Here is an 18,816-nt window from a genome sequence, read left to right on the forward strand (position 1 = left end):
GATCACCCTCTGCCCCAAACGCATCGGCACCATCGTCCAAGCAGCACTCGTCCTCACCCACCACGAACACCACGGCCGCTACTGAGAAAACCTCAATGAGGTGCTTCGCGCGCCACCACCCTCGAAGCGGCGGTGAGCCCGCGCAGTAGCGTCTTGGGCATGGGTGAAGACAAGCGCGAACTGCCGCCGATTCCCGACCGCCTGCCCACCGCGGTCGTGGACGCCCACACCCACCTCGACGCGTGTGGCGCCAAGACCGCCGCCGACGTGACGGCCATGGTCGACCGCGCCGAACGCGCCGGGGTGGCCCGCGTCGTCACGGTCGCCGACGACCTCGCCTCGGCGCGCTGGGCCGTCGACGCGTCCACGTGGGACGAGCGCGTGTTCGCCGCCGTCGCCGTGCATCCCACGCGCACCAAGGACTTCGGCGACGCCGACAAGTCCGAAGTGGAGCGTCTGGCGTCGGCCGAGCGCGTGGTCGCCGTCGGCGAGACCGGCCTCGACTACTACTGGGACTACTCGCCGCACGACGCCCAGCAGGACGCGTTCCGCTGGCACATCGACCTCGCCAAGCGCCTCGGCAAGACGCTGATGATCCACGACCGCGAGGCGCACGAGGACGTGCTGCGCATCCTGGACGAAGAGGGCGCACCGGACACCGTCGTCTTCCACTGCTTCTCCGGCGACGAGCACATCGCGCGCCGCTGCCTCGACAAGGGCTACGTGCTCTCGTTCGCCGGCACCGTCACCTTCAAGAACGCCCGCGGGCTCCACGAGGCCGCGCGGCTCGCGCCGGCGGGGCAGTACCTCGCCGAGACCGACGCGCCGTTCCTGACCCCCCACCCGTTCCGTGGGCGTCCGAACGAGCCCTACTGCACCGCCTACACCGTCCGGCACCTCGCGGCGCTGAGGGGCGAAGCGGTTCACGAGGTGGCCCAGGCGGTCCGGACCACCGCCGAACGCGTCTACCAATTGCCCAGTGTCACAACGGGTTGAACGGATTGCGACGTTCGGGGAGCGCAGTAGCCCACACTGACGAGTGACACAGGTCACGACACTCCGAGGGGTGTTTGCGCAACCCGGCGACCTCCGTTACTGTCCCGTGATCGTGCCGGTCGGAACCGTGGACGCGGATCCGGCTGATACGCCCACAGTCACGTCAGTGCACGTCGGGGAAGCGGCACCGAGGTTGGTACGACTCGGGACCGTGACGATGGCGCTGGCTGGGGGTGTCGGACTTGAGAGGCGCGCCGAATGGTGCGTCGCGACGAAGGAACAGGTCGTGGTGACACGTCCTGTCCTGGGAAAGGGAACGACCCAGTGACTGGTAGTAGGCAGGGTGGCTCGCGCCATAGCACCGAGAATCGTGGTGCTGCGCAGACCCTTTTCACTTCCGCTGGTTCGGTGGCCGTGCTCGACCGCGAGCTCGAAGACACCGCATACGGGGACCTCGGGTTCTCCGACGAGCTGTACGTGACCGAGCAGGACGTGCTGGCCGCTCTCGGCCCTGACGCCGACGCGATGATGGCCGAGATCGACGTCGACGTCGACGAGCTGATCCGGCTGATCAACGCCGAGACCACCATGCTCCCGCCGCTCGCCATCCCGGACGAGCTCGCCGAGGACCGCACCGCCACTCCGGAGGCCAAGAAGGTCGCCGTCGAGGAAGGCCTGCGCGAGGCGACCCGCACCTGGAAGCGCCGCTTCCTCAAGGGTGCTGTGCTCTCCGTCCTGATCGCCGTCGGCGGCGGCGGTGCCGCGGCGCTGGCGATGAACAAGAGCGTGACCGTCGACGTCGACGGCCACGAGGTCACCGTCCACAGCTACGGCGACACCGTCGGCGAGGTCCTGGAAGACGCCGGCCTCTCCGTCGGCGCCCACGACTCGCTCTCGCCCTCGCCGCAGGCCGAGGTCGGCGACGGCGGCGTCATCAAGCTCGAGCGCGGTCGCCAGCTGAACCTCGTGGTCGACGGTGTGTCCCGCCCGTCCTGGGTGCGCGCGACCACGCTCGGCGAGGCCATGACCCAGCTCGGCATGGCCGACATGATGGGCAAGGGCGCCTGGACGTCGATGCCCGGCACCGGCGAGCTGCCGCTCGAGGGCTCGACCGTGCAGGTCAAGACCCTCAAGCACATCACGCTTTTCGACGGCACCAACGCGCCGCGCCAGGTCACCACGAACGCGGTGACCACCAAGGAGTTCCTCTCCGACTTCAAGATGAACCTCGGCCCGGACGACGCGGTCGAGGGTGGTCTGAACGTCTCCCTCAAGGACGGCGCCGAAGTCCACGTCAGCCGCATGGGCATCTCGATGGTCAACCAGCAGGAGACCATCGACCCCGACGTGCAGAAGGTCGACGACCCGACGCTCGAGCAGGGCAAGACCACCGTTCAGGACCCGGGCACCCCGGGCCAGAAGATGGTGACCTACAAGGTCACCAAGAAGAACGGCGAAGAGGTCTCCCGCGAGCAGGTCTCGGTGAAGGTCCTCCTCGAGGCCAAGCCGAAGATCCTCAAGGTGGGCACGAAGAAGCCCGCCGACCCGGCGATCGGCGACGGTTCCGCGTGGGACCGGATCGCAGCGTGCGAGGCCGGCGGCAACTGGGCGATCAACACCGGCAACGGCTACTACGGCGGCCTCCAGTTCGACAAGCGCACCTGGGATGCCTACGGCGGCGACCAGTACGCGGCGTACCCGAACCAGGCTTCGCGCGCGCAGCAGATCTCGATTGCCGAGAAGGTCCGCGACGCTCGCGGTGGCTACAGCGCCTGGCCGGTCTGCGGCAAGCGGGCCTGAGTTCCGCAGTTCCCGAGGCTCGGTAGGCTTCCCCGGTGGTTGAACTGCTGGGGCCTGCCGAGATCCGCGGGCTGGCGGACGAGCTCGACGTCCGGCCGACGAAGAAGCTCGGCCAGAACTTCGTGCACGACCCCAACACGGTTCGCCGCATCGTCGAGCTGGCCGGAGTTCGGCCGGGCGATGTCGTTCTCGAGGTCGGCCCCGGGCTGGGGTCGCTGACGCTGGGCCTGCTCGACGCCGGTGCCCGCGTGGTGGCCGTCGAGATCGATCCGAAGCTGGCGGCGCGGCTTCCGCGCACGGCCGCCGAACGCGCCGCTTCCGTCGCGGATCAGCTGACCGTGGTCGGCGCCGACGCGTTGCGGATCAGCGCGGCGGACCTGCCGGCCGAGCCCGTGTCGCTGGTGGCGAACCTGCCGTACAACGTCGCGGTCCCCGTCGTGCTGCACCTGCTGGCCGAGCTGCCGTCGCTGCAGCGCGGGATGGTGATGGTCCAGACCGAGGTCGCCGACCGCATGGCCGCCGGTCCCGGCAGCCGCATCTACGGCGTGCCCAGCGTGAAGCTCGCTTGGTACGGCCCGGCGCGCAAGGTCGGCGCCGTGCCGCGGTCGGTGTTCTGGCCGGTGCCGAACGTCGACTCGTCGCTCGTGTCCTTCGAACGCGGCACTCCGGTGGAGGGCGTCGAGCGGCAACGCCTGTTTGAAGTCGTCGACGCCGCGTTTTCCCAGCGCCGCAAGACACTGCGCGCGGCTCTCGCCGGCTGGGCCGGCTCGGCCGACCGCGCGGGTGAGCTCCTCGTGGCGGCCGGCATCGACCCGAAGACGCGCGGCGAGCAGCTCGACGTGCACGACTTCGTGCGGCTCGCGGCTCAAGCCTGAAACAGTCGGCCGAGGTGGTAGTCCAGCGTCGCCAGGACCTCGCCCGGCGTGAAGCGGCCGTGGAGGACGTCGAGGCCGAGTCCGGTGAAGCCCGCGACCAGGAGGTTCGCTTCCTGCCGCGGCTGGACGCCGGGCGGGAGAACCGTGCGGCGCAGCAGGCTGGTGAGCAGGTCCTCGATCGGCGTCTCGGCCTGCAGGAAGACCTTCGCCAGCGCCGGGTCGCTGTGGGTGCGGCTGAAGTAGGCGCGGTGGACGCGTAGCGACAGCTCACGCTCGGCGTCCAGCGGCAGCAGTTCCGTGAGCAGCGTCCGGACCACGCCGCGCACGCTCTGGTCGACCTGCGCCGCGATGCGGGCCTGCGTGCGCTGCTCGCCGCGTTCGTGCAGATAACGCAGGGAGAGCACGAGCAGATTGTGCTTCGTCTCGAAGTAGTACTGCACCAGCCGCAGCGACACGCCCGCCTCGGCGGCCACCTCGCGCATGCTCACGGAGTCGAGCCCGCGTTCGGCCGCGATCCGCCACACCGCCGTGGCGATCTCGCGCCGGCGCTGCTCGTGGTCGACCCGGTGCGCCACGGTTCTCCTCCGCGTTGGTGATACGACTGTATAGGATACGCGTGTATCACGGATGGGGTGAGCCGGCCGGAATCGGCTCGCGGACGGGAGCGGGTGTCCGGCCGGGAAGACGCGGTGTCTCGCCGTGGCGAACTACCTGGCCGAACCGTCATTTACCCACGCGCGGGCCGTCGCGGAATTGTCGGGCCGGAATCGCACCTCCACCAGGGATCGGCGGCGTCCACAGTGGAATAAGGGCTGGATTCGCCGCGCGGAAGAAATTCGGTGCCGGAGCTTTCGGGGTCCACGATGTGGCTGCGGGTGTCCCGGTATCCGGGCACCACCACTCGTGTGATCTGCACCAACGCGCTTGCGTTCACCCAATGGGATCGGCTTTACTCAGAAACGTCCATCCCGAGCGACTGAGAGACCTGGCTCGCCGAAGTCGCAGCAACCACCCCCCATGGGGCAGGTGCTACAGCCAGGACCGATGGAGGCTGTTTCCGATGCAGAGGGTAGCCCGCCCGCTCCTGTTGACCCGGCGGCGCGTCGTCGATGAAGGTCGCCGCACGGTATGTGCGTGTCGACGCTCCACAGTCATCGCCTGATCTTTCTTCCGCAATTCTGCGCACCGTCCGAAAAGGACGGTAATTCGGTGACGCCCGGCGCGCCCGGAAACGGTGCTGCGCCTCATGCCTGGAGCTCTCTTCGTGATCACTGTCGAAAACGTGTCCAAGTCCTTTCCCCTCAACGGAAATCCGGTCGCCGCGCTGCGTGATGTGAGCGTCGACGTGCAGGCCGGCTCCCTCTTCGGCGTGGTCGGTCCCGCCGGCTCCGGCAAGTCCACGCTCGCCCGCTGCATCGCCCTGCAGGAGCGCCCGGACCGCGGTGTCGTGCGGCTCGACGGCCTCAACACCGGTGCGCTCGACGGCCGCCGGCTGCGTGAGGTCCGCCGCCAGCTGGGTGTCGTCGGCACCAAGCCGGAGCTGCTCGCCGAGCGCACCGTCGCCGGCAACATCGCCACGCCGCTGGAGCAGCTCGGCGTCGACGGCCCGCAGCGCAAGAGCCGCGTCGGCAACCTGCTCGACCTCGTGGGCCTCACCGCCCGGGCCGCGCAGAAGCCGGCCGACCTCACGCCCGGCCAGCTGCGCCGCGTCGCCGTGGCCAAGGCCCTCGCCGCCGGCCCCGCCGTGCTGCTCGCCGACGACCCCACCGCCGGCATCGCCCCCGAGGAGGCCGGCGCCGTGCTCGCCGTGCTCGACCGGGCGCGCGCCGAGCTGGGCACCACCGTGCTCCTGACCACGCCCGACGCCGGTGTCGTCCGCCGCGTCTGCGACGACGTCGCGGTGCTCGAAGACGGCGCGGTCGTCGAACGCGGTCACGTGCTGGACCTCATCGCCTCGCCGGGCAGCTGGACCGCGCAGGCGGTGCTGCCGGCCATCGAGACCGCCCGCGCGCAGGCCGCGAAGTACGACCGGTCCGCCGACGTCGTGCTGATCGGCTTCGCGTCCGTCGGCGCCCTGCTGCCCGAGGCGGCCGGCCGCTTCGACGTGGAGGTCGCCACCATCGGCGGCGGTCTCACGCGCATCGGTGACACCCCGATCGCCCGCTTCCGCATCGGCGTCCGCGGCGAGCGCGCCGACGCGGCGCTGGCGTGGATCGCCGACCGTGGCGCCCATGTGACGCCGGCCGTGCGGGCCGCGCAGAGCGTCGCCGCCTGACCGCTCGTCACACCTCCGGCTCACCGCGCCCCACTGTGGCGTTCGGTGCGTTCAACGCAACGAACGCCGCATTGGGTGCGTTGAGCGCAACCAACGCCACGGTGGGGTGCGGTGGGACTGGGGGACGGGAGAGTCGGGAGCGTGTCCGAGAGGTTGGGACAGCCGTCCTGAAAACGGCTGTTTTCTCCTGGTGGGGAGGCCAGGCGCCCGGCCACGTAGGCTTGACGGGTGCTCGCCGTAGTTCCACCACCAGTCACCGTCCGGGTCCCGGCCAAGGTCAACCTGCACCTGGCCATCGGTGACCTGCGCGAGGACGGCTACCACGACTTGGTCACCGTCTTCCAGGCGTTGTCGCTCACGGACGAGGTGACCGTCGCGGTCACCGACGACCCGGGGCTCGAGGTCTTCGGCGAGGGGGAGGGGTCGGTGCCCACCGACGCCACCAACCTCGCCTGGCGCGCGGCCCAGGAGCTCGCCACCTACGCCGGTCGCGCCGAAGGCGACGACCCGAAGGTGCGGATCGTGCTGCGCAAAGGCATCCCCGTCGCGGGCGGCATGGCGGGCGGGAGCGCCGACGCGGCGGCGACGCTCGTCGGCCTGGCCTCGCTGTGGAAGCTCGACGTGACGCGCGACGAGCTGGCCGCCATCGCGGGCAAGCTCGGCAGCGACGTGCCCTTCGCGCTCTACGGCGGCACCGCGCTCGGCACCGGCCGTGGTGAGCAGCTCGTGCCCGTGCTGTCGCGCCACACGTTCCACTGGGTGCTCGCGTTCGACACCGAAGGCCTGTCGACGCCGAAGGTGTTCGGCGAGCTCGACCGCCTTCGCGCCGACGGCAACCCGCCGCGCATCGGCTCGCACACCCCCGTCGTCGAGGCTCTCGCCTCGGGTGACCCGCGTCAGCTCGCGCTGCTGCTGGGCAACGACCTGCAGGCGGCCGCCGTGTCGCTGCGCCCCGGCCTGCGCCGCACGCTGCGTGCGGGCGTGAACGCGGGCGCGCTGGCCGGCTGCGTGTCCGGCTCGGGGCCCACGTGCGCGTTCCTCTGCGCCGACGCGCAGGCCGCCGTCGAGGTGGCGGCCGAGCTGTCCGGCGCCGGCGTGTGCCGGACGGTGCGCGTCGCCCACGGCCCGGTGCCCGGCGCCCGGCTGGTCGGCGGCGACGACGCACCCCGTGGCGCGCCACCGCGCGTGCACGCCTGAACTTCTAGTCCACTGTGGAAAGGATCGGCTGAATCGGATGGCCAACCTGGTCAACCTGGAGTCGGTGAGCAAGTCGTACGGCGTGAAACCGCTGCTGGACGGCGTTTCGCTCGGCGTCGCCGCAGGACAGCGCATCGGTGTGGTCGGTCTCAACGGAGGCGGCAAGACGACGTTGCTGGAGGTGCTCGCGGGTCTGAGCGAGCCGGATTCCGGCCGCGTGAGCCATGTTCGTGATCTGCGCATGGCCGTCGTCACCCAGCGCACCGAGCTGCCTTCGGGCAGCACGGTCGGTGACGTCGTGCTCGAACGCTATGGCGCGGAACACGAATGGGCCGCCGACGCGCGCGTACGGTCCATTGTGGACGGACTCGGCATCACCGCGATCGGCCTCGACACCCCGACCGCGAACCTGTCCGGTGGCGAACGCCGTCGCGTCGCGCTGGCCGCGGCGCTGACCGGCGAGCTCGACCTCGTGGTGCTCGACGAGCCCACCAACCACCTGGACGTCGAAGGTGTCCGCTGGCTGGCCGACCACCTGCTGGCCCGCCGCATCGCCGTGGTGGTCGTGACCCACGACCGGTGGTTCCTCGACACCGTCGCGAGCCTCACGTGGGAGGTCGCGAACGGTCGGGTCGAGCAGTACGAGGGTGGTTACGCCGACTGGATCTTCGCGCGCGCCGAGCGGGCCCGCCTGGCCGCGACCGCCGAGGAGAAGCGACAGAACCTGGCGCGCAAGGAGCTGGCGTGGCTGCGCCGCGGCCCGCAGGCGCGCTCGTCGAAGCCGCGCTACCGCGTGGAAGCCGCCGAGGCGCTGATCGCCGACGTGCCGCCGCTGCGCGATTCCGTGGAGCTGATGGCGTTCGCGAAGCGCCGGCTCGGCAAGACGGTGCTGGAGCTGGAAGACGTGTCGTTGAGCGTCGGCGACCGGACGCTGCTCGACCACGTGACGTGGCGGATCGGGCCGGGTGACCGCGTGGGTCTCGTCGGCGTGAACGGTTCGGGCAAGACCTCGCTGCTCAAGCTGCTCGGCGGCGACGTCGAACCGGAGACCGGGCGGCGGATCGAGGGCAAGACCGTGGCGCTCGCGCACCTGCGCCAGGAGCTCGACGACCTGCCGGGTGACCTGCGCGTGCTGCAGGCGATCGAGCAGGTGGCCGGACGCGTGGTGTTCGGCAAGCAGGAGATGACGGCCTCGCAGCTGGGCGAGAAGCTCGGCTTCCCGCCCGAACGGCAGTGGACGCCCGTCGGTGACCTGTCGGGTGGCGAGCGGCGCCGGCTGCAGCTGTGCCGGCTGCTGATGGCCGAGCCCAACGTGCTGCTGCTCGACGAGCCCACCAACGACCTGGACATCGACACCCTGCAGCAGCTCGAAGACCTCCTCGACGGCTGGCCCGGCACGATGGTCGTGGTCTCGCACGACCGCTACCTCGTGGAGCGCGTCTGCGACATCACCGTGGCGATGTTCGGCGACGGCCACGTGACGAACTTGCCCGGCGGCATCGAGGAGTACCTCAACCGCCGCACGAAGCTGCGGGAGGCGACGCCGCGGCGCCAGTCATCGGCGGCTCCGGGGAAGGTCGAGGCCAAGCGCAGCAACGCGGAGATCCGGGCCGCGCAGAAGGAGCTCGGGCGGCTGGAGCGCAAGCTCGATCAGCTGGCCGCGCGCGAGGAGAAGCTGCACGCGGCGCTGCTCGAAGCGGCCACGGACCCGGACAAGCTCATCGCGTTGAACACCGAGCTGAAGGGCGTGCACGCGGAGAAGGAAGACGTCGAGGCGAAGTGGCTGGAGACGTCCGAAGCCCTCGAATGACGGCTTGATCCGCGGCCTGATCGACGCTGTTCACGCCACCGCAGGCGGGCGTTGACAACCAGACAGTAATCTGTCGCGCATGAGTCGGTTCGTGGACACGCTCGTCGAGACGGCGACGGGGCGGGGTCAGCAGCGCGGCATGGTCACGGGCGAGCCCAAGGAGCCGGTGCGCCGGACGTGGGCCGAGGTCCACGACCAGGCCAAGAAGATCGCCGGAGGCTTGGTTTCAGGCGGGTTGAAGCCCGGGAGCGCGGTGGCCGTGCTGGCCGCGGCGCCGGTGCTCATCGCGCCCACCGTGCAGGCCGTGTGGCTGGCCGGCGGCAGCGTGACGATGCTGCACCAGCCGACGGCGCGCACGGACCTCGCCGAGTGGGCCGAGGACACGGTCAAGGTGCTGGGCATGATCGGTGCCGGCCTGGTGGTGCTGGGCGAGCCGTTCGACCAGCTCGCGCCCGTGCTGGCCGAGAAGGGCATCGAGCACCGCCTGATCACGGAGCTGGCCGAGGCCGAGCCGCTGGCCGAGGTCGTGCCCACCGACGAGGGCGACACCGCGCTGCTCCAGCTCACCAGCGGTTCGACAGCCGACCCGAAGGCCGTGCGGATCACCTACGGCAACCTCTACACCAACGTCAAGGCCATGGTCGACCGCGCGGAGTTCGACTTCGACGTCGACGTGATGGTGTCGTGGCTCCCGACGTTCCACGACATGGGCATGGTCGGCTTCCTGACCGTGCCGATGACCTTCGGCGTGGAGCTGGTGAAGATCACGCCCGTCGAGTTCCTGTCCGGCCCGTTGATCTGGCCCGAGCTGATCTCCAAGTACAACGGCACCACCACGGCCGCGCCGAACTTCGCGTACGCCATCGTGGGCCGCCGCATGGCCCGCGTCGAGGACGACAACGCCTACGACCTGTCCAAGCTCCGCATCGCCCTCAACGGCGCCGAGCCGATCGACGAGACGGCCGTGCAGACGTTCGTCGACGCGGGCGCCCGCTTCAAGATGCCGGCCGAGTGCGTGTTCCCGGCCTACGGCATGGCCGAGGCGACGCTGGCGGTGTCGTTCGCGCCGCTGTTCACCGGGCTGACGCTGGACGTCGTCGAGGCGGACGCCCTGGAGGCCGACGACCGCGCCGTCCCGGTCCCCGAGGGCGACCCCCGGCGGGGCACGGACGCGGTGCGCTCGTTCGCCGTGCTGGGCCGCCCGCTGGACGGGCTGGAGGCGAGCATCGTCAACTCCGAGGGCGAGCTGCTGGGTGAGCGCGAAGTCGGCGAAATCCGCCTGCGCGGCCCCGCCGTCACCCCGGGCTACCTGACCGTCGACGGCCCCCTCGACACCCAGGACGCCGACGGCTGGATGAAGACCGGCGACCTCGGCTACCTCATCGACGGCCAGATCGTCATCTGCGGCCGCCGCAAGGACGTCATCATCATGGGCGGCCGCAACCTGTACCCCACCGACATCGAACGCGCGGCCACCTCGGTCGAGGGCGTCCGCGCCGGCAACGCGGTCGCCGTCCGCCTCGACGCGGGCAGCCGCCGCGAACGCTTCGCCGTCGTCGTGGAGTCCAAGCTGGCGGGTGACGCCGAGGCCGAACGCGCGTTGTCGAAGCAGGTCGCCGCCCGCGTCCGCGACGCGGTGGACATGCGCCCGTTCGCCGTGGTCGTCCTCCCGGCCGGCAGCCTGCCCAAGACTCCGTCGGGCAAGGTCAAGCGCGCGGCGACCGCGGTGCAGTACGCGGACAAGATTGCGCACAACGCGGAACACTGACGCCGAGTCCGAACGCAATGCAGGCAAAAACGGAACCGGCCCGCTCACCACGGTGAGCGGGCCGGTTCCGTGTTCTCGGGGCTTCGGGAGTCCGGAGGGCGGGGTTGGTTCAGGAAGAAGGACACAAACGCAGGCCGGGAAAGCGCCGCGGGGGAACGACGCCGTCAAGGCCGGAAAGACCTACCGGTCCTGGAAGGACTCGGCGTTCTCCGTCACCTCCGGGCGCGGTGCGCGGGAGGCGGTCGCCTCGTGTTCGTCGCGGGTGCCGGGCACGATGGGGGCACGCCGGCCGGACAGGTCGGCCAGCTGTTCCTCCACGGCGTCCAGGAACTGGTCGACCTCGCGTTCGTCGTAGCCGCGCTTGCCGATCAGCGGCTTGTTGAACATGACGTGGTGGACTTCGGCCGCGGTCAGGTCGTCCTCTTCGGCGATCGTTTTCGCGATGCGCCGCACGAACTCGTCGACCTCCTGTTTGGCATAACCACGGCGGCCGATCGGGGCGTTACCGAAGGTGACCTCGGTGAGGTCCTCGGCGGTGAACGACATGAAACATTCTCCGATTCAGGGTCGGTGTGCGGACTGCCGCATTCCGTCCTAACCGGTCACCCGGGCACCGGGAACCCCGCACGCGCCGGGACGACTCGATCAGGGCCCCATAAGCCGCCCATCGAGTGAGGAAAAACTACGCAGTGCTACTCATGATCACTAACAGAGAGCAACCGGCTGATCAGCCTGCGTGAAACTCGTTCTGGGCCGCGGTGAGCCCCTTCGACACGAGTGCCTCGGCCGCGTCCGCGGCGACCGAGACCTCGAACGGGAGCTCCTTGCGCTCGACCGTCGAGAAGTCCTTCAGCACGAAATCGGCGGGGTCCTGGCGGCCCGGGGGACGCCCGATGCCGAAGCGCACGCGGTAGTACTCACGCGTGCCGAGCGACTTGGTGATGGAACGCAGGCCGTTGTGCCCGTTGTCGCCGCCGCCGAGCTTGAGTTTCAGCGCGCCGAACGGCACGTCGAGCTCGTCGTGCACCACGACGACGCCCGAGGGCTCGACCTTGAAAAACCGGGCGGCGCCGACCACGGGCCCGCCGGAGAGGTTCATGAACGAACGTGGTTTCACCAGCACCACGCGACGGCCCGAAAGCCGCCCCTCCAGCACTTCGGCGCCGCTCTTGTGCGCCTTGAACTTGCCCCCGATGCGGGTGGCCAGTTCGTCGAGCACCATGAAGCCGACGTTGTGGCGGTTGCCGGCGTACTGGGGCCCGGGATTACCGAGGCCGGCGAGCAGGATCAGCTCGCCGGCCCCAGGCAGGTCTTCACTCACGGAAGTGAGTTTATTCGGCGTCCCCGGCGGGAGCCTCGGCGCCTTCAGCGGCGACCTCTTCGTCGCCGGTCTCTTCACGCTGCGGCTCGTTCACGGCCACGACCAGCGCCTCGGCGTCGGTCACCAGAACCGCGCCCTGCGGCAGGGTGACCTGCGCGGCGGTGATCTGGGTGCCGATCTCGAGACCCTCGACGGAGACCTCGATCTGCTCCGGGATGTGCAGCGCCTCGACCTCGATCTGGAGGGTGTCGAGGTCCTGGTTCACCAGGCCGCCCGGGCCGGCGGTGCCGGTCACGACCACCGGGATGTCCACGGTGACCTTCTCGCCGCGGCGGACCACGAGCAGGTCGACGTGCTCGATGTAGTTCTTCAGCGGGTGGACCACGATGGTCTTGGTCAGCGCCAGCTCGCTGGAGCCCTCGAGGTCGAGGGTGAGCACGGCGTTGCTGCCGTTCTCGCGGACCACGCGGGCGAACTCGAGGGCCGGCAGCGCGAAGTGCCGCGGGTCCGAGCCGTGCCCGTAGAGGACCGCGGGGATCTTGCCGGCGCGACGGGTGCGCCGCGCGGCTCCCTTGCCGAACTCGGTGCGCGGCTCGACGGTAAGACGTACCTCGGACACGGTGTAGCACTCCTTCAAATCACAAATCGGTGCAGCAGGTGGCGGCGGGGATCGTCGATCTCTGCTCGGGGCGTTGTACTTCGAAAATCAGCTGCGTACGGCGGCGAGTTTCCAGGCGTGCACATTCCACGGGGCTTCTCGAGCCGCCGCGTCGATCACGCTGGGCACCACAGGGTGCACCCGCCTCGCCGAGACAACTCGAGAAGTGTAAACCCTCGTTCGACAAGGAGGTTGCGGCGGGTGGCCCCGCACGACTAAACCTTGGTCCGGCCGGTGGGTGACGACGCTTTTCCGGTGGTGCAGGCGCGTGCCGCGGGCATGGGATGATTCCCGCGGAAAAGAGGGGCGAGAATGCGGGCTCGATGGATCGCCGCGGCGGTCGTGCTGCTGGGTGGCGTCCTCGCGGGGTGCCAGGTCTCGGTGGCGGGTTCGGCGGGGGTTTCGGCCGCTGACCAGCAGATTGCCGACCGGCTGGCGGAGCAGCGAGATGCGGTGGACACCGCGTTGGACGCGCTGGGCAAGGCGCCGGCGCTGGAACTCGACACCACGGTGAAGGATGCGTCGGGAAAGCCGATCGGTCTCGGTTTCCGCATCACGCGCGACGGCGACGGGTACGGCGCGCTGCCGTTCGAAGGTCACGTGGTGCAGGTCACCGAGCTCGGAAGCGATCTCTACCTCTCCGCCGACGCCGACTACTGGAAGTCGCACGGTCTCGAGGAAAACAGCACGCAGTTCGGCGCCGGCTGGGTGCACACCGTCGGCACGGAGCTGCCGATGGACCCCGGGATGCATTTCTCACCGGACCGGCTCGTGGCCGGGCTGGCCAAATCGTTGTCGACTCTCAACCAGACGGCCGACCCGGTGAAGCGCAAGCTCGAGGACGGCACGGAGGTCTACCAGCTCGGCGGCAGCCTCGGTGAGCTGCAGGTGACCACCGCGCAGCCTCACCGCGTGGTCTCGTTCGCACCGGCGCTGCTCGACCCGCTGGGCGGCCCGAAGCTCGGCACGGGCTTCCAGGTGAAGCCGCTGACCGGCGACGCGCTCAAGAAGTTCCACACCGACTTCGACACCGCCGTCGGCGGGCTCGGGCAGCCGTTCGACGGGCTGTCGCAGGCGAGCGTGGTGGTCACCAACGACCGCCTCGACTGCCAGGACTTCGTCGGCTCGTGCACCGCCACCGTCGACGTGACCAACAGCGTCGTCGGCAACGGCCCCGGCGCCAAGCCCGTGGTCCACGTGACGCTCACGATCGACGTCAGCGCCGACTCGCTCGGCTCCAAGACCTGCTCCACGCAGGGCGACGCGGCGGCCGACGCGACCATCACCATGTCGTGCACGGTCAAGTTCTCGCTGCCCAACCGCACCGCCAGCTACCAGGTGCTGGCGAAGCCGACCGCCGTCGGCGAGGTCCACGTGCCCTTCGACGCGAACGCGGTGAAGGCGAAGCTCGACAAGTCGTTCGGCACGCTCGGCGGCTGACCTGCACGCCTACCGCGGGGTGCGTTGGTTTCGTTGAAGTAGTGGATCTTCCGTCTCTACCCTCGCCCTCGTCGGGAGTTCGACCAGGAGGAGCGGGGAACATGAGCAAGCTGGTGGTGTTCGGCGCGACGGGGTACGTCGGTGGCCGGATCACGGAGGAGGCGCTGCGGCGCGGGCACACGGTCGTCGGGGTGGCGCGCAAGCCCGAGGGCCTGCCCGCCGACGTCGAGGCCCGCACGGGCTCGCTGCACGACGACGGTTTCATCGCCGACGTGACCAAGGGCGCCGACGTGATCGTGGTGGCGACCCCGGGCCGGGCCGACGAGCAGGGGCGGCGGCTGCTCGACGTGGTGCCGGCGCTCGCCGACGCGGCCCGCGCGGCCGGTGCGCGGCTGTCGTTCGTGGGCGGCGCGGCTTCGCTGCTCGTGACTCCCGGTGGTCCGCGGCTGCTGGACACGCCGGACTTCCCGGACACGTACAAGACCGAGGCGACCGCGCAGACCGAGGTGCTCGACGCACTGCGCGAGCTGCCGTCCGATGTCGAGTGGTTCTACCTGAGCCCGCCGGCGAAGTTCGGTGCGTGGACCGTGGGCGAGCGCACGGGCTCTTACCGCGTCGGCGGCGACGTGCTGCTGTCGGACGCCGAGGGCAATTCGCACATCGGCGGTGACGACTTCGCGATCGCGTTCGTGGACGAGATCGAGGAGCCGCGCCACAGCCGCGCGCGGTTCACCGTCGCGTACTGACGCGCGGCGCGGGGCCCCTCGAAGCCGAGGGGCCCCGGCTCGGGTCAGCCCGGGGAACCGACGGTGCAGAAGAACTTCGTGGCGTGGGCGGGGTCGAGCGCGTTGGTGACGAGGTTCCACACGTTGAGGTCGTAGGCCTCGCCGATGTGGCCCACCGGGTCGAACGGACACGTGTCCTGCACGGACTCGTTGACCACGCCGGGTTCGCGCACGAACGACGTGTCGGTGGGGGTCACGAGCTCGTCGTAGCGCGAGGTGATCACGGTGTACTTCACGCCGGGCTGCGCGATGGGACCGGTGGTCAGCTTCTTCACCGCGGCCCCGTCGGTGATCAGGTCGTCGCAAGCGGGGCAGCCGAGTGTGGACAGGGCCTTGCCGACGGCGTCGCGCTCGCCCTGCCCGAGCAGATACGCGAGCTTGGTGAGGCCGGCGAACGTGGTGCCGTGCGTGGGCGGCGCGATGGACACGACCGAGCCGATCTTGTCCGAGATGCCCTGGGTCTTCGTGACGTAGAGGGACTGGAAGCCGCCCTCGGAGTGGCCCACGATGTCCACTTGCGACGCCCCGGTCTCGGTGAGCACCTGGCCGATGAACTGCTTGATCTCGGCCGCCGAGTCGGCGATCGGGCGCAGGCCGCCGACGACGGGGAAGCCTGGGTAGGCGCCATAGGTCTGGCTGAAGGTGCAGTAACCCTTGGCCGCGACGGCCGACTGCAGGAAGTTGAGGTCCTCGTAGTAGGTGGCGCCCAGGCCGTGGAGGAAGACCACGGGCCGGGGGTGCGCCGAGCTCGGCCGGCATGACGGGTCGTTGTTGCCGCCCGCCGCCTGCGCGGGCGCGGCGGTGAACGCGGCCGCCACGAGCGCCACGGCGGCCAGCACGGCCGCTTTGGTCCGCAGTTTCCTCATGGAGAAGGGTCCTTCCTCACGGTCACCGGCGGCGTTGCCGGTGGTTCAGGGGGCGGGGTAGAGCACGGCGTGGCGCCGGGCGACGACGTTCCTGCGGATCTTGAGGGTCGGGGTCGGCTCACCGGATTCGGCGGAGAACGGCTCGGGTACGAGCGCGAGGTCCCGGATTCGCTCGGGCGGAGAATAGCGTGCGTTCACCGACTCCACGTCACGGGAGATGACCGAGCGCAGTCGTTCGTCGGTGGGCCGGCCGGGTTCGTCCGGGTTGATCCCGGTTTCCGCGGCGGGGGAGAGGTTCTTGCCGGCCGAGGTCGCCGGTGTGCAGCCAACCGTCCACAATGGTCTCTTGGGGATCGTTGTGATAGCGCTTGAAGACGCCTTCCGGGCCGGCGGCGAAGAAGAACTCGACCTCGGCCGGCTCGGTGAGGACGTTCCCGCTCGAATACGCGATGGCGGCTCGCACCAGGTGCCGTTGTCGAGGTACCGCTGTGCGCTTGACATCGAATACCTCCCGGTATTGGATACCTGAAGGTATTGAGTTGGCTTCGTGAAAGTCAACCCCTTGATCAGGAGGATTCACCCCGATGCCCGCACCGGGCCGCACGCGGCCGACGCGTGCCGAAACGCGCCGCCGCATCCTCGACGCCGCGTTCCAGGTCTTCGGAGAGAAGGGCATCGCGGCCTCCAAGCTGACCGAGGTCGCAGCCGCCGCCGGCCTCACGAAGGGCGCGGTCTACTCCAGTTTCGCGTCGAAGGACGAGCTGGTGCTGGCACTGATGGAGGAGCACGCGGCGCATCGGCTCTCCGCGAGCCTCGAGAGCTTCGCCTCCGCCGACACCGGCGCGGCCGGCCTCGCGGACGTCGCGGCGGTGCTGATGCACGAAATGCGCACGGACGCGGTGTGGCACCGGTTGCTGGCGGAGTTCTTCGCCCTGGCGCACCAGGATGCCGACCGCCGGCTTGCCCTGCGGGACCGTCGCCGCGCGGTGCGTCGCACGATCGCGGCCGCGTTGGAGCGCCTGGCTTCGGGGTTCGGCTTCTCGTTGCCGCTGCCGGCCGAAGAGTTCGCGGTGATCCTGCTGGCGCTGAGCAACGGCCTGGCGGTGGAGGGCGACATCGACGAGGAAGCCGTGCCGGAGGGGCTGCTGGGCCGGGTGCTGACGTTGATCGCCGGCGATGCGGTGGCTGCCGTGCGCTCGGCGGCGGAAAGTGTGGCCGGGGACTGAAACCCGCGTTGCCCGGGACCTCTCCCGGCGCCCGCGGTTACCGTCGCGCGCATGACTGAGCTGCTCGCAAGCCATCTCAAACCGCGGTGCTCCAGACCGCGCGAGGTCCGGCTGTGACGCGCCGAGATGACCTGGCTCGGCAGCTGCGCGGGATTCTCCCCAGCACCGCCGGAGCCGAGCGCGCGCAGCGAGACCTGGGTGCGCAGCTGGCTTCCGAATCGGCGGCCGCAGCCGAACGGGCAAGGGAAATCGCCGAAGAACCAGGTCCCCTCGACGGGGCCGAGGGAGGCATTGCCTCCTCCTACGTTCCCGGCCCCGCCGAGGTGCGAGACCGCGATTCCGATCGGCACCCGGCGTCGGCCGGCGGTTTCCGGAGCCAGGACTTCAGCGCGCACGCCGAACAGCTGCTGCGAAAGCGCGTCGTCCTCCTGAACGGCGAGATCGACGACGCGATCGCCAACACGATCTCCGCGCAGCTGCTGCTCCTCGAGGATGAAGACGCGAGGGCCGACATCATCTTCCTCGTCAACTCGCCCGGCGGCTCCGTCACGGCCGGCTTCGCCATCCTCGACACGATGGACCTCGTCAAGCCGGACGTCGCCACCTGCGCCCTGGGGCTGGTCGCCGGCATGGCTCAGCTGCTCGTGTCGAGCGGCACCACCGGCAAACGGGCCGCCCTCCCGCAGGCCGTGATGGCGTTGAGCCTGCCCCGGCTCCCGCCGGATCCGTCGCCCGTGCAGCTCGCTCTGCTCGACAAGTGGACCAGCGAAGTCGTCAGGATGATCGCGGACGGCAGCGGCCGGCCGATCGAGCGGGTTCGCGCTGACGCCGAACGGCGGCGCCAGTTCACCGCGGCCGAGGCGGTCGAGTACGGCCTGGTCGACTGGGTGACGGAGAAGCCCGTGCCGGGATGACCGGGTGTCCTTTGTGGATCAGTGCGTGGTCAGCGGCCGCGCAACCGGGCGACCACCGGCGCCAGCGTCTCCATCATCGAATCGAACACGGTGATGTAGGAAAACCCGTACCGTTCCCGGCGCTCGACGAGCTGCGTGACGATTTCGTCGACCGTCCCGAGCAACAGCTGCGGCGCTTCGAGAAGCTCGTCGACGCCCGGTTCCGGGTCCGTCAGCGCCTGCCACTCCGTGGCCGCGGCGCGGCGGTCGCCGGTCACGACCACCCGCTGGACCAGCATGTTGTACTCGACTTCCCGATCTCCGGCCAGGGACCGGAAGTACGTCACGCGCTCGTCCATCGCCGAAGCCGGATCGAGTACGAACGTCCCCGGCGGCTTGCCGGGGGCCTGGCGCAGACCCGCGAACCCCACGATGTCCGCGTCGGACGCGGCCAGCGACAGCACCCCGTCGCTGTTGCCCGCGATCAGCAACGGCGGAAGATCCGCACCGAGCCGGGAACGCAGCTCGGCCAGACCATCACGCAGGTAAGCGATCCGATCAGCCGCCTTCAGCCACGGCAGCCCGGCCTCGTCGAACTCCGACTTCATGTGACCCGAGCCGAGCCCCAGCTCCAACCGTCCGCCGGTCAGGACCCAGGTGTTGGCGACATCTCGCGCGAACAGAGCCACGTTGTAGAACGGCAGGTTCGACACCAGCGTCCCCACCCGCGGCCTCGTCGTGGCGGCCGCCGCGGCCACCAGCGCGGGAAACGGCGCCGGGCGCCCTTCACCCAGGTGGTCGGGCACGCTGATGGCGTCGTAGCCGAGTTCCTCGGCGCGGCGGCACAACCCGACGAACGACGAGTCGACAGGCCGCAGACTGACGCCGAATTTGAAGTTCCCCATG

Annotated in this window: 19 protein-coding genes and 1 riboswitch; of the genes, 12 read left to right on the plus strand and 7 right to left on the minus strand. The window is 70.0% G+C overall.

The window, feature by feature from the left end; genetic code table 11:
• Positions 1-159 precede the first annotated feature (159 nt).
• The 3 genes from AB0878_RS37415 to rsmA all read left to right on the plus strand — a co-directional run bounded on the left by AB0878_RS37415 (position 160) and on the right by rsmA (position 3,671).
• On the plus strand, positions 160-996 hold the full coding sequence (locus AB0878_RS37415; protein WP_366585525.1) for a TatD family hydrolase: 837 nt from the start codon (positions 160-162) through the stop codon (positions 994-996).
• Between the two features lie 414 nt (positions 997-1,410).
• Positions 1,411-2,796, plus strand: coding sequence for a transglycosylase family protein (locus AB0878_RS37420; protein ID WP_366585729.1), 1,386 nt, complete (start codon positions 1,411-1,413; stop codon positions 2,794-2,796).
• Between the two features lie 35 nt (positions 2,797-2,831).
• Positions 2,832-3,671 (plus strand): 16S rRNA (adenine(1518)-N(6)/adenine(1519)-N(6))-dimethyltransferase RsmA, encoded by an 840-nt coding sequence (gene rsmA, locus AB0878_RS37425; protein WP_366585527.1) that lies wholly within the window; start codon positions 2,832-2,834, stop codon positions 3,669-3,671.
• Here the strand turns inward: rsmA and AB0878_RS37430 are convergent.
• Positions 3,662-4,246 (minus strand): TetR/AcrR family transcriptional regulator, encoded by a 585-nt coding sequence (locus tag AB0878_RS37430; RefSeq protein WP_366585529.1) that lies wholly within the window; start codon positions 4,244-4,246, stop codon positions 3,662-3,664. The two genes, rsmA and AB0878_RS37430, sit on opposite strands and share 10 nt — an antisense overlap.
• Positions 4,247-4,631: 385 nt before the next feature.
• A riboswitch (SAM riboswitch) is annotated at positions 4,632-4,722 on the plus strand.
• A 213-nt stretch (positions 4,723-4,935) separates the two neighbouring features.
• Here AB0878_RS37430 and AB0878_RS37435 point away from each other — a divergent pair.
• From AB0878_RS37435 to AB0878_RS37450, 4 genes are all read left to right on the plus strand, one after another.
• A complete protein-coding gene (locus tag AB0878_RS37435; RefSeq protein WP_366585531.1) occupies positions 4,936-5,946 on the plus strand; it encodes an ATP-binding cassette domain-containing protein in 1,011 nt (336 codons plus the stop codon).
• A 228-nt stretch (positions 5,947-6,174) separates the two neighbouring features.
• Positions 6,175-7,143 (plus strand): 4-(cytidine 5'-diphospho)-2-C-methyl-D-erythritol kinase, encoded by a 969-nt coding sequence (locus AB0878_RS37440; RefSeq protein ID WP_366585533.1) that lies wholly within the window; start codon positions 6,175-6,177, stop codon positions 7,141-7,143.
• A gap of 37 nt (positions 7,144-7,180) precedes the next feature.
• Positions 7,181-8,953 (plus strand): ABC-F family ATP-binding cassette domain-containing protein, encoded by a 1,773-nt coding sequence (locus tag AB0878_RS37445; RefSeq protein WP_366585535.1) that lies wholly within the window; start codon positions 7,181-7,183, stop codon positions 8,951-8,953.
• A 79-nt stretch (positions 8,954-9,032) separates the two neighbouring features.
• Positions 9,033-10,721: a fatty acyl-AMP ligase gene (locus AB0878_RS37450; RefSeq protein ID WP_366585537.1), complete on the plus strand. Its 1,689-nt coding sequence runs from the start codon at positions 9,033-9,035 to the stop codon at positions 10,719-10,721.
• Positions 10,722-10,901: 180 nt separating this feature from the next.
• Here the strand turns inward: AB0878_RS37450 and AB0878_RS37455 are convergent, their stop codons facing one another.
• The 3 genes from AB0878_RS37455 to AB0878_RS37465 all read right to left on the minus strand — a co-directional run bounded on the left by AB0878_RS37455 (position 10,902) and on the right by AB0878_RS37465 (position 12,661).
• On the minus strand, positions 10,902-11,267 hold the full coding sequence (locus AB0878_RS37455) for a DivIVA domain-containing protein (protein ID WP_366585539.1): 366 nt from the start codon (positions 11,265-11,267) through the stop codon (positions 10,902-10,904).
• A gap of 181 nt (positions 11,268-11,448) precedes the next feature.
• A complete protein-coding gene (gene pth / locus AB0878_RS37460) occupies positions 11,449-12,042 on the minus strand; it encodes an aminoacyl-tRNA hydrolase (RefSeq protein ID WP_366585541.1) in 594 nt (197 codons plus the stop codon).
• A gap of 10 nt (positions 12,043-12,052) precedes the next feature.
• A complete protein-coding gene (locus AB0878_RS37465; RefSeq protein WP_366585543.1) occupies positions 12,053-12,661 on the minus strand; it encodes a 50S ribosomal protein L25/general stress protein Ctc in 609 nt (202 codons plus the stop codon).
• Between the two features lie 351 nt (positions 12,662-13,012).
• On the opposite strand from AB0878_RS37465, the gene AB0878_RS37470 reads away from it, so the two are divergent.
• Positions 13,013-14,140, plus strand: coding sequence for a hypothetical protein (locus tag AB0878_RS37470; RefSeq protein ID WP_366585545.1), 1,128 nt, complete (start codon positions 13,013-13,015; stop codon positions 14,138-14,140).
• Positions 14,141-14,241: 101 nt separating this feature from the next.
• Positions 14,242-14,886 carry an NAD(P)H-binding protein gene (locus AB0878_RS37475; protein ID WP_366585547.1) on the plus strand — a complete coding sequence of 215 codons (645 nt, stop codon included), beginning with the start codon at positions 14,242-14,244 and terminating at the stop codon, positions 14,884-14,886.
• Positions 14,887-14,930: 44 nt separating this feature from the next.
• Here the strand turns inward: AB0878_RS37475 and AB0878_RS37480 are convergent, their stop codons facing one another.
• Positions 14,931-15,791 carry an alpha/beta fold hydrolase gene (locus AB0878_RS37480; protein ID WP_366585549.1) on the minus strand — a complete coding sequence of 287 codons (861 nt, stop codon included), beginning with the start codon at positions 15,789-15,791 and terminating at the stop codon, positions 14,931-14,933.
• 45 nt (positions 15,792-15,836) lie between these two features.
• Positions 15,837-15,989: a hypothetical protein gene (locus tag AB0878_RS37485; protein WP_366585551.1), complete on the minus strand. Its 153-nt coding sequence runs from the start codon at positions 15,987-15,989 to the stop codon at positions 15,837-15,839.
• A gap of 19 nt (positions 15,990-16,008) precedes the next feature.
• On the opposite strand from AB0878_RS37485, the gene AB0878_RS37490 reads away from it, so the two are divergent.
• From AB0878_RS37490 to AB0878_RS37500, 3 genes are all read left to right on the plus strand, one after another.
• Positions 16,009-16,320, plus strand: coding sequence for a hypothetical protein (locus AB0878_RS37490; protein ID WP_366585553.1), 312 nt, complete (start codon positions 16,009-16,011; stop codon positions 16,318-16,320).
• A 55-nt stretch (positions 16,321-16,375) separates the two neighbouring features.
• Entirely contained in the window at positions 16,376-17,017 is a 642-nt protein-coding gene (locus AB0878_RS37495) for a TetR family transcriptional regulator (RefSeq protein WP_366585555.1), read from the plus strand.
• A gap of 113 nt (positions 17,018-17,130) precedes the next feature.
• Complete coding sequence (locus AB0878_RS37500) at positions 17,131-17,931, plus strand: ATP-dependent Clp protease proteolytic subunit (RefSeq protein WP_366585557.1); 801 nt, start codon at positions 17,131-17,133, stop codon at positions 17,929-17,931.
• A gap of 29 nt (positions 17,932-17,960) precedes the next feature.
• On the opposite strand, the gene AB0878_RS37505 is transcribed toward AB0878_RS37500, so the two are convergent.
• The gene (locus tag AB0878_RS37505) at positions 17,961-18,815 is read right to left on the minus strand and encodes a TIGR03621 family F420-dependent LLM class oxidoreductase (RefSeq protein ID WP_366585559.1); all 855 of its coding nucleotides are present in this window, start codon (positions 18,813-18,815) and stop codon (positions 17,961-17,963) included.
• Position 18,816 lies beyond the last annotated feature (1 nt).

This window comes from Amycolatopsis sp. NPDC047767, from assembly GCF_040704195.1.
Taxonomy (GTDB): domain Bacteria; phylum Actinomycetota; class Actinomycetes; order Mycobacteriales; family Pseudonocardiaceae; genus Amycolatopsis.

Coding starts and splice junctions, on each gene's coding strand:
- AB0878_RS37490 (WP_366585553.1), top strand. CDS start 16,009: ATGACCGAGCGCAGTCGTTCGTCGGTGGGCCGGCCGGGTTCGTCCGGG.
- AB0878_RS37470 (WP_366585545.1), top strand. CDS start 13,013: ATGCGGGCTCGATGGATCGCCGCGGCGGTCGTGCTGCTGGGTGGCGTC.
- AB0878_RS37480 (WP_366585549.1), bottom strand. CDS start 15,791: ATGAGGAAACTGCGGACCAAAGCGGCCGTGCTGGCCGCCGTGGCGCTC.
- AB0878_RS37455 (WP_366585539.1), bottom strand. CDS start 11,267: ATGTCGTTCACCGCCGAGGACCTCACCGAGGTCACCTTCGGTAACGCC.
- AB0878_RS37445 (WP_366585535.1), top strand. CDS start 7,181: ATGGCCAACCTGGTCAACCTGGAGTCGGTGAGCAAGTCGTACGGCGTG.
- AB0878_RS37495 (WP_366585555.1), top strand. CDS start 16,376: ATGCCCGCACCGGGCCGCACGCGGCCGACGCGTGCCGAAACGCGCCGC.
- AB0878_RS37450 (WP_366585537.1), top strand. CDS start 9,033: ATGAGTCGGTTCGTGGACACGCTCGTCGAGACGGCGACGGGGCGGGGT.
- AB0878_RS37475 (WP_366585547.1), top strand. CDS start 14,242: ATGAGCAAGCTGGTGGTGTTCGGCGCGACGGGGTACGTCGGTGGCCGG.
- AB0878_RS37415 (WP_366585525.1), top strand. CDS start 160: ATGGGTGAAGACAAGCGCGAACTGCCGCCGATTCCCGACCGCCTGCCC.
- AB0878_RS37505 (WP_366585559.1), bottom strand. CDS start 18,815: ATGGGGAACTTCAAATTCGGCGTCAGTCTGCGGCCTGTCGACTCGTCG.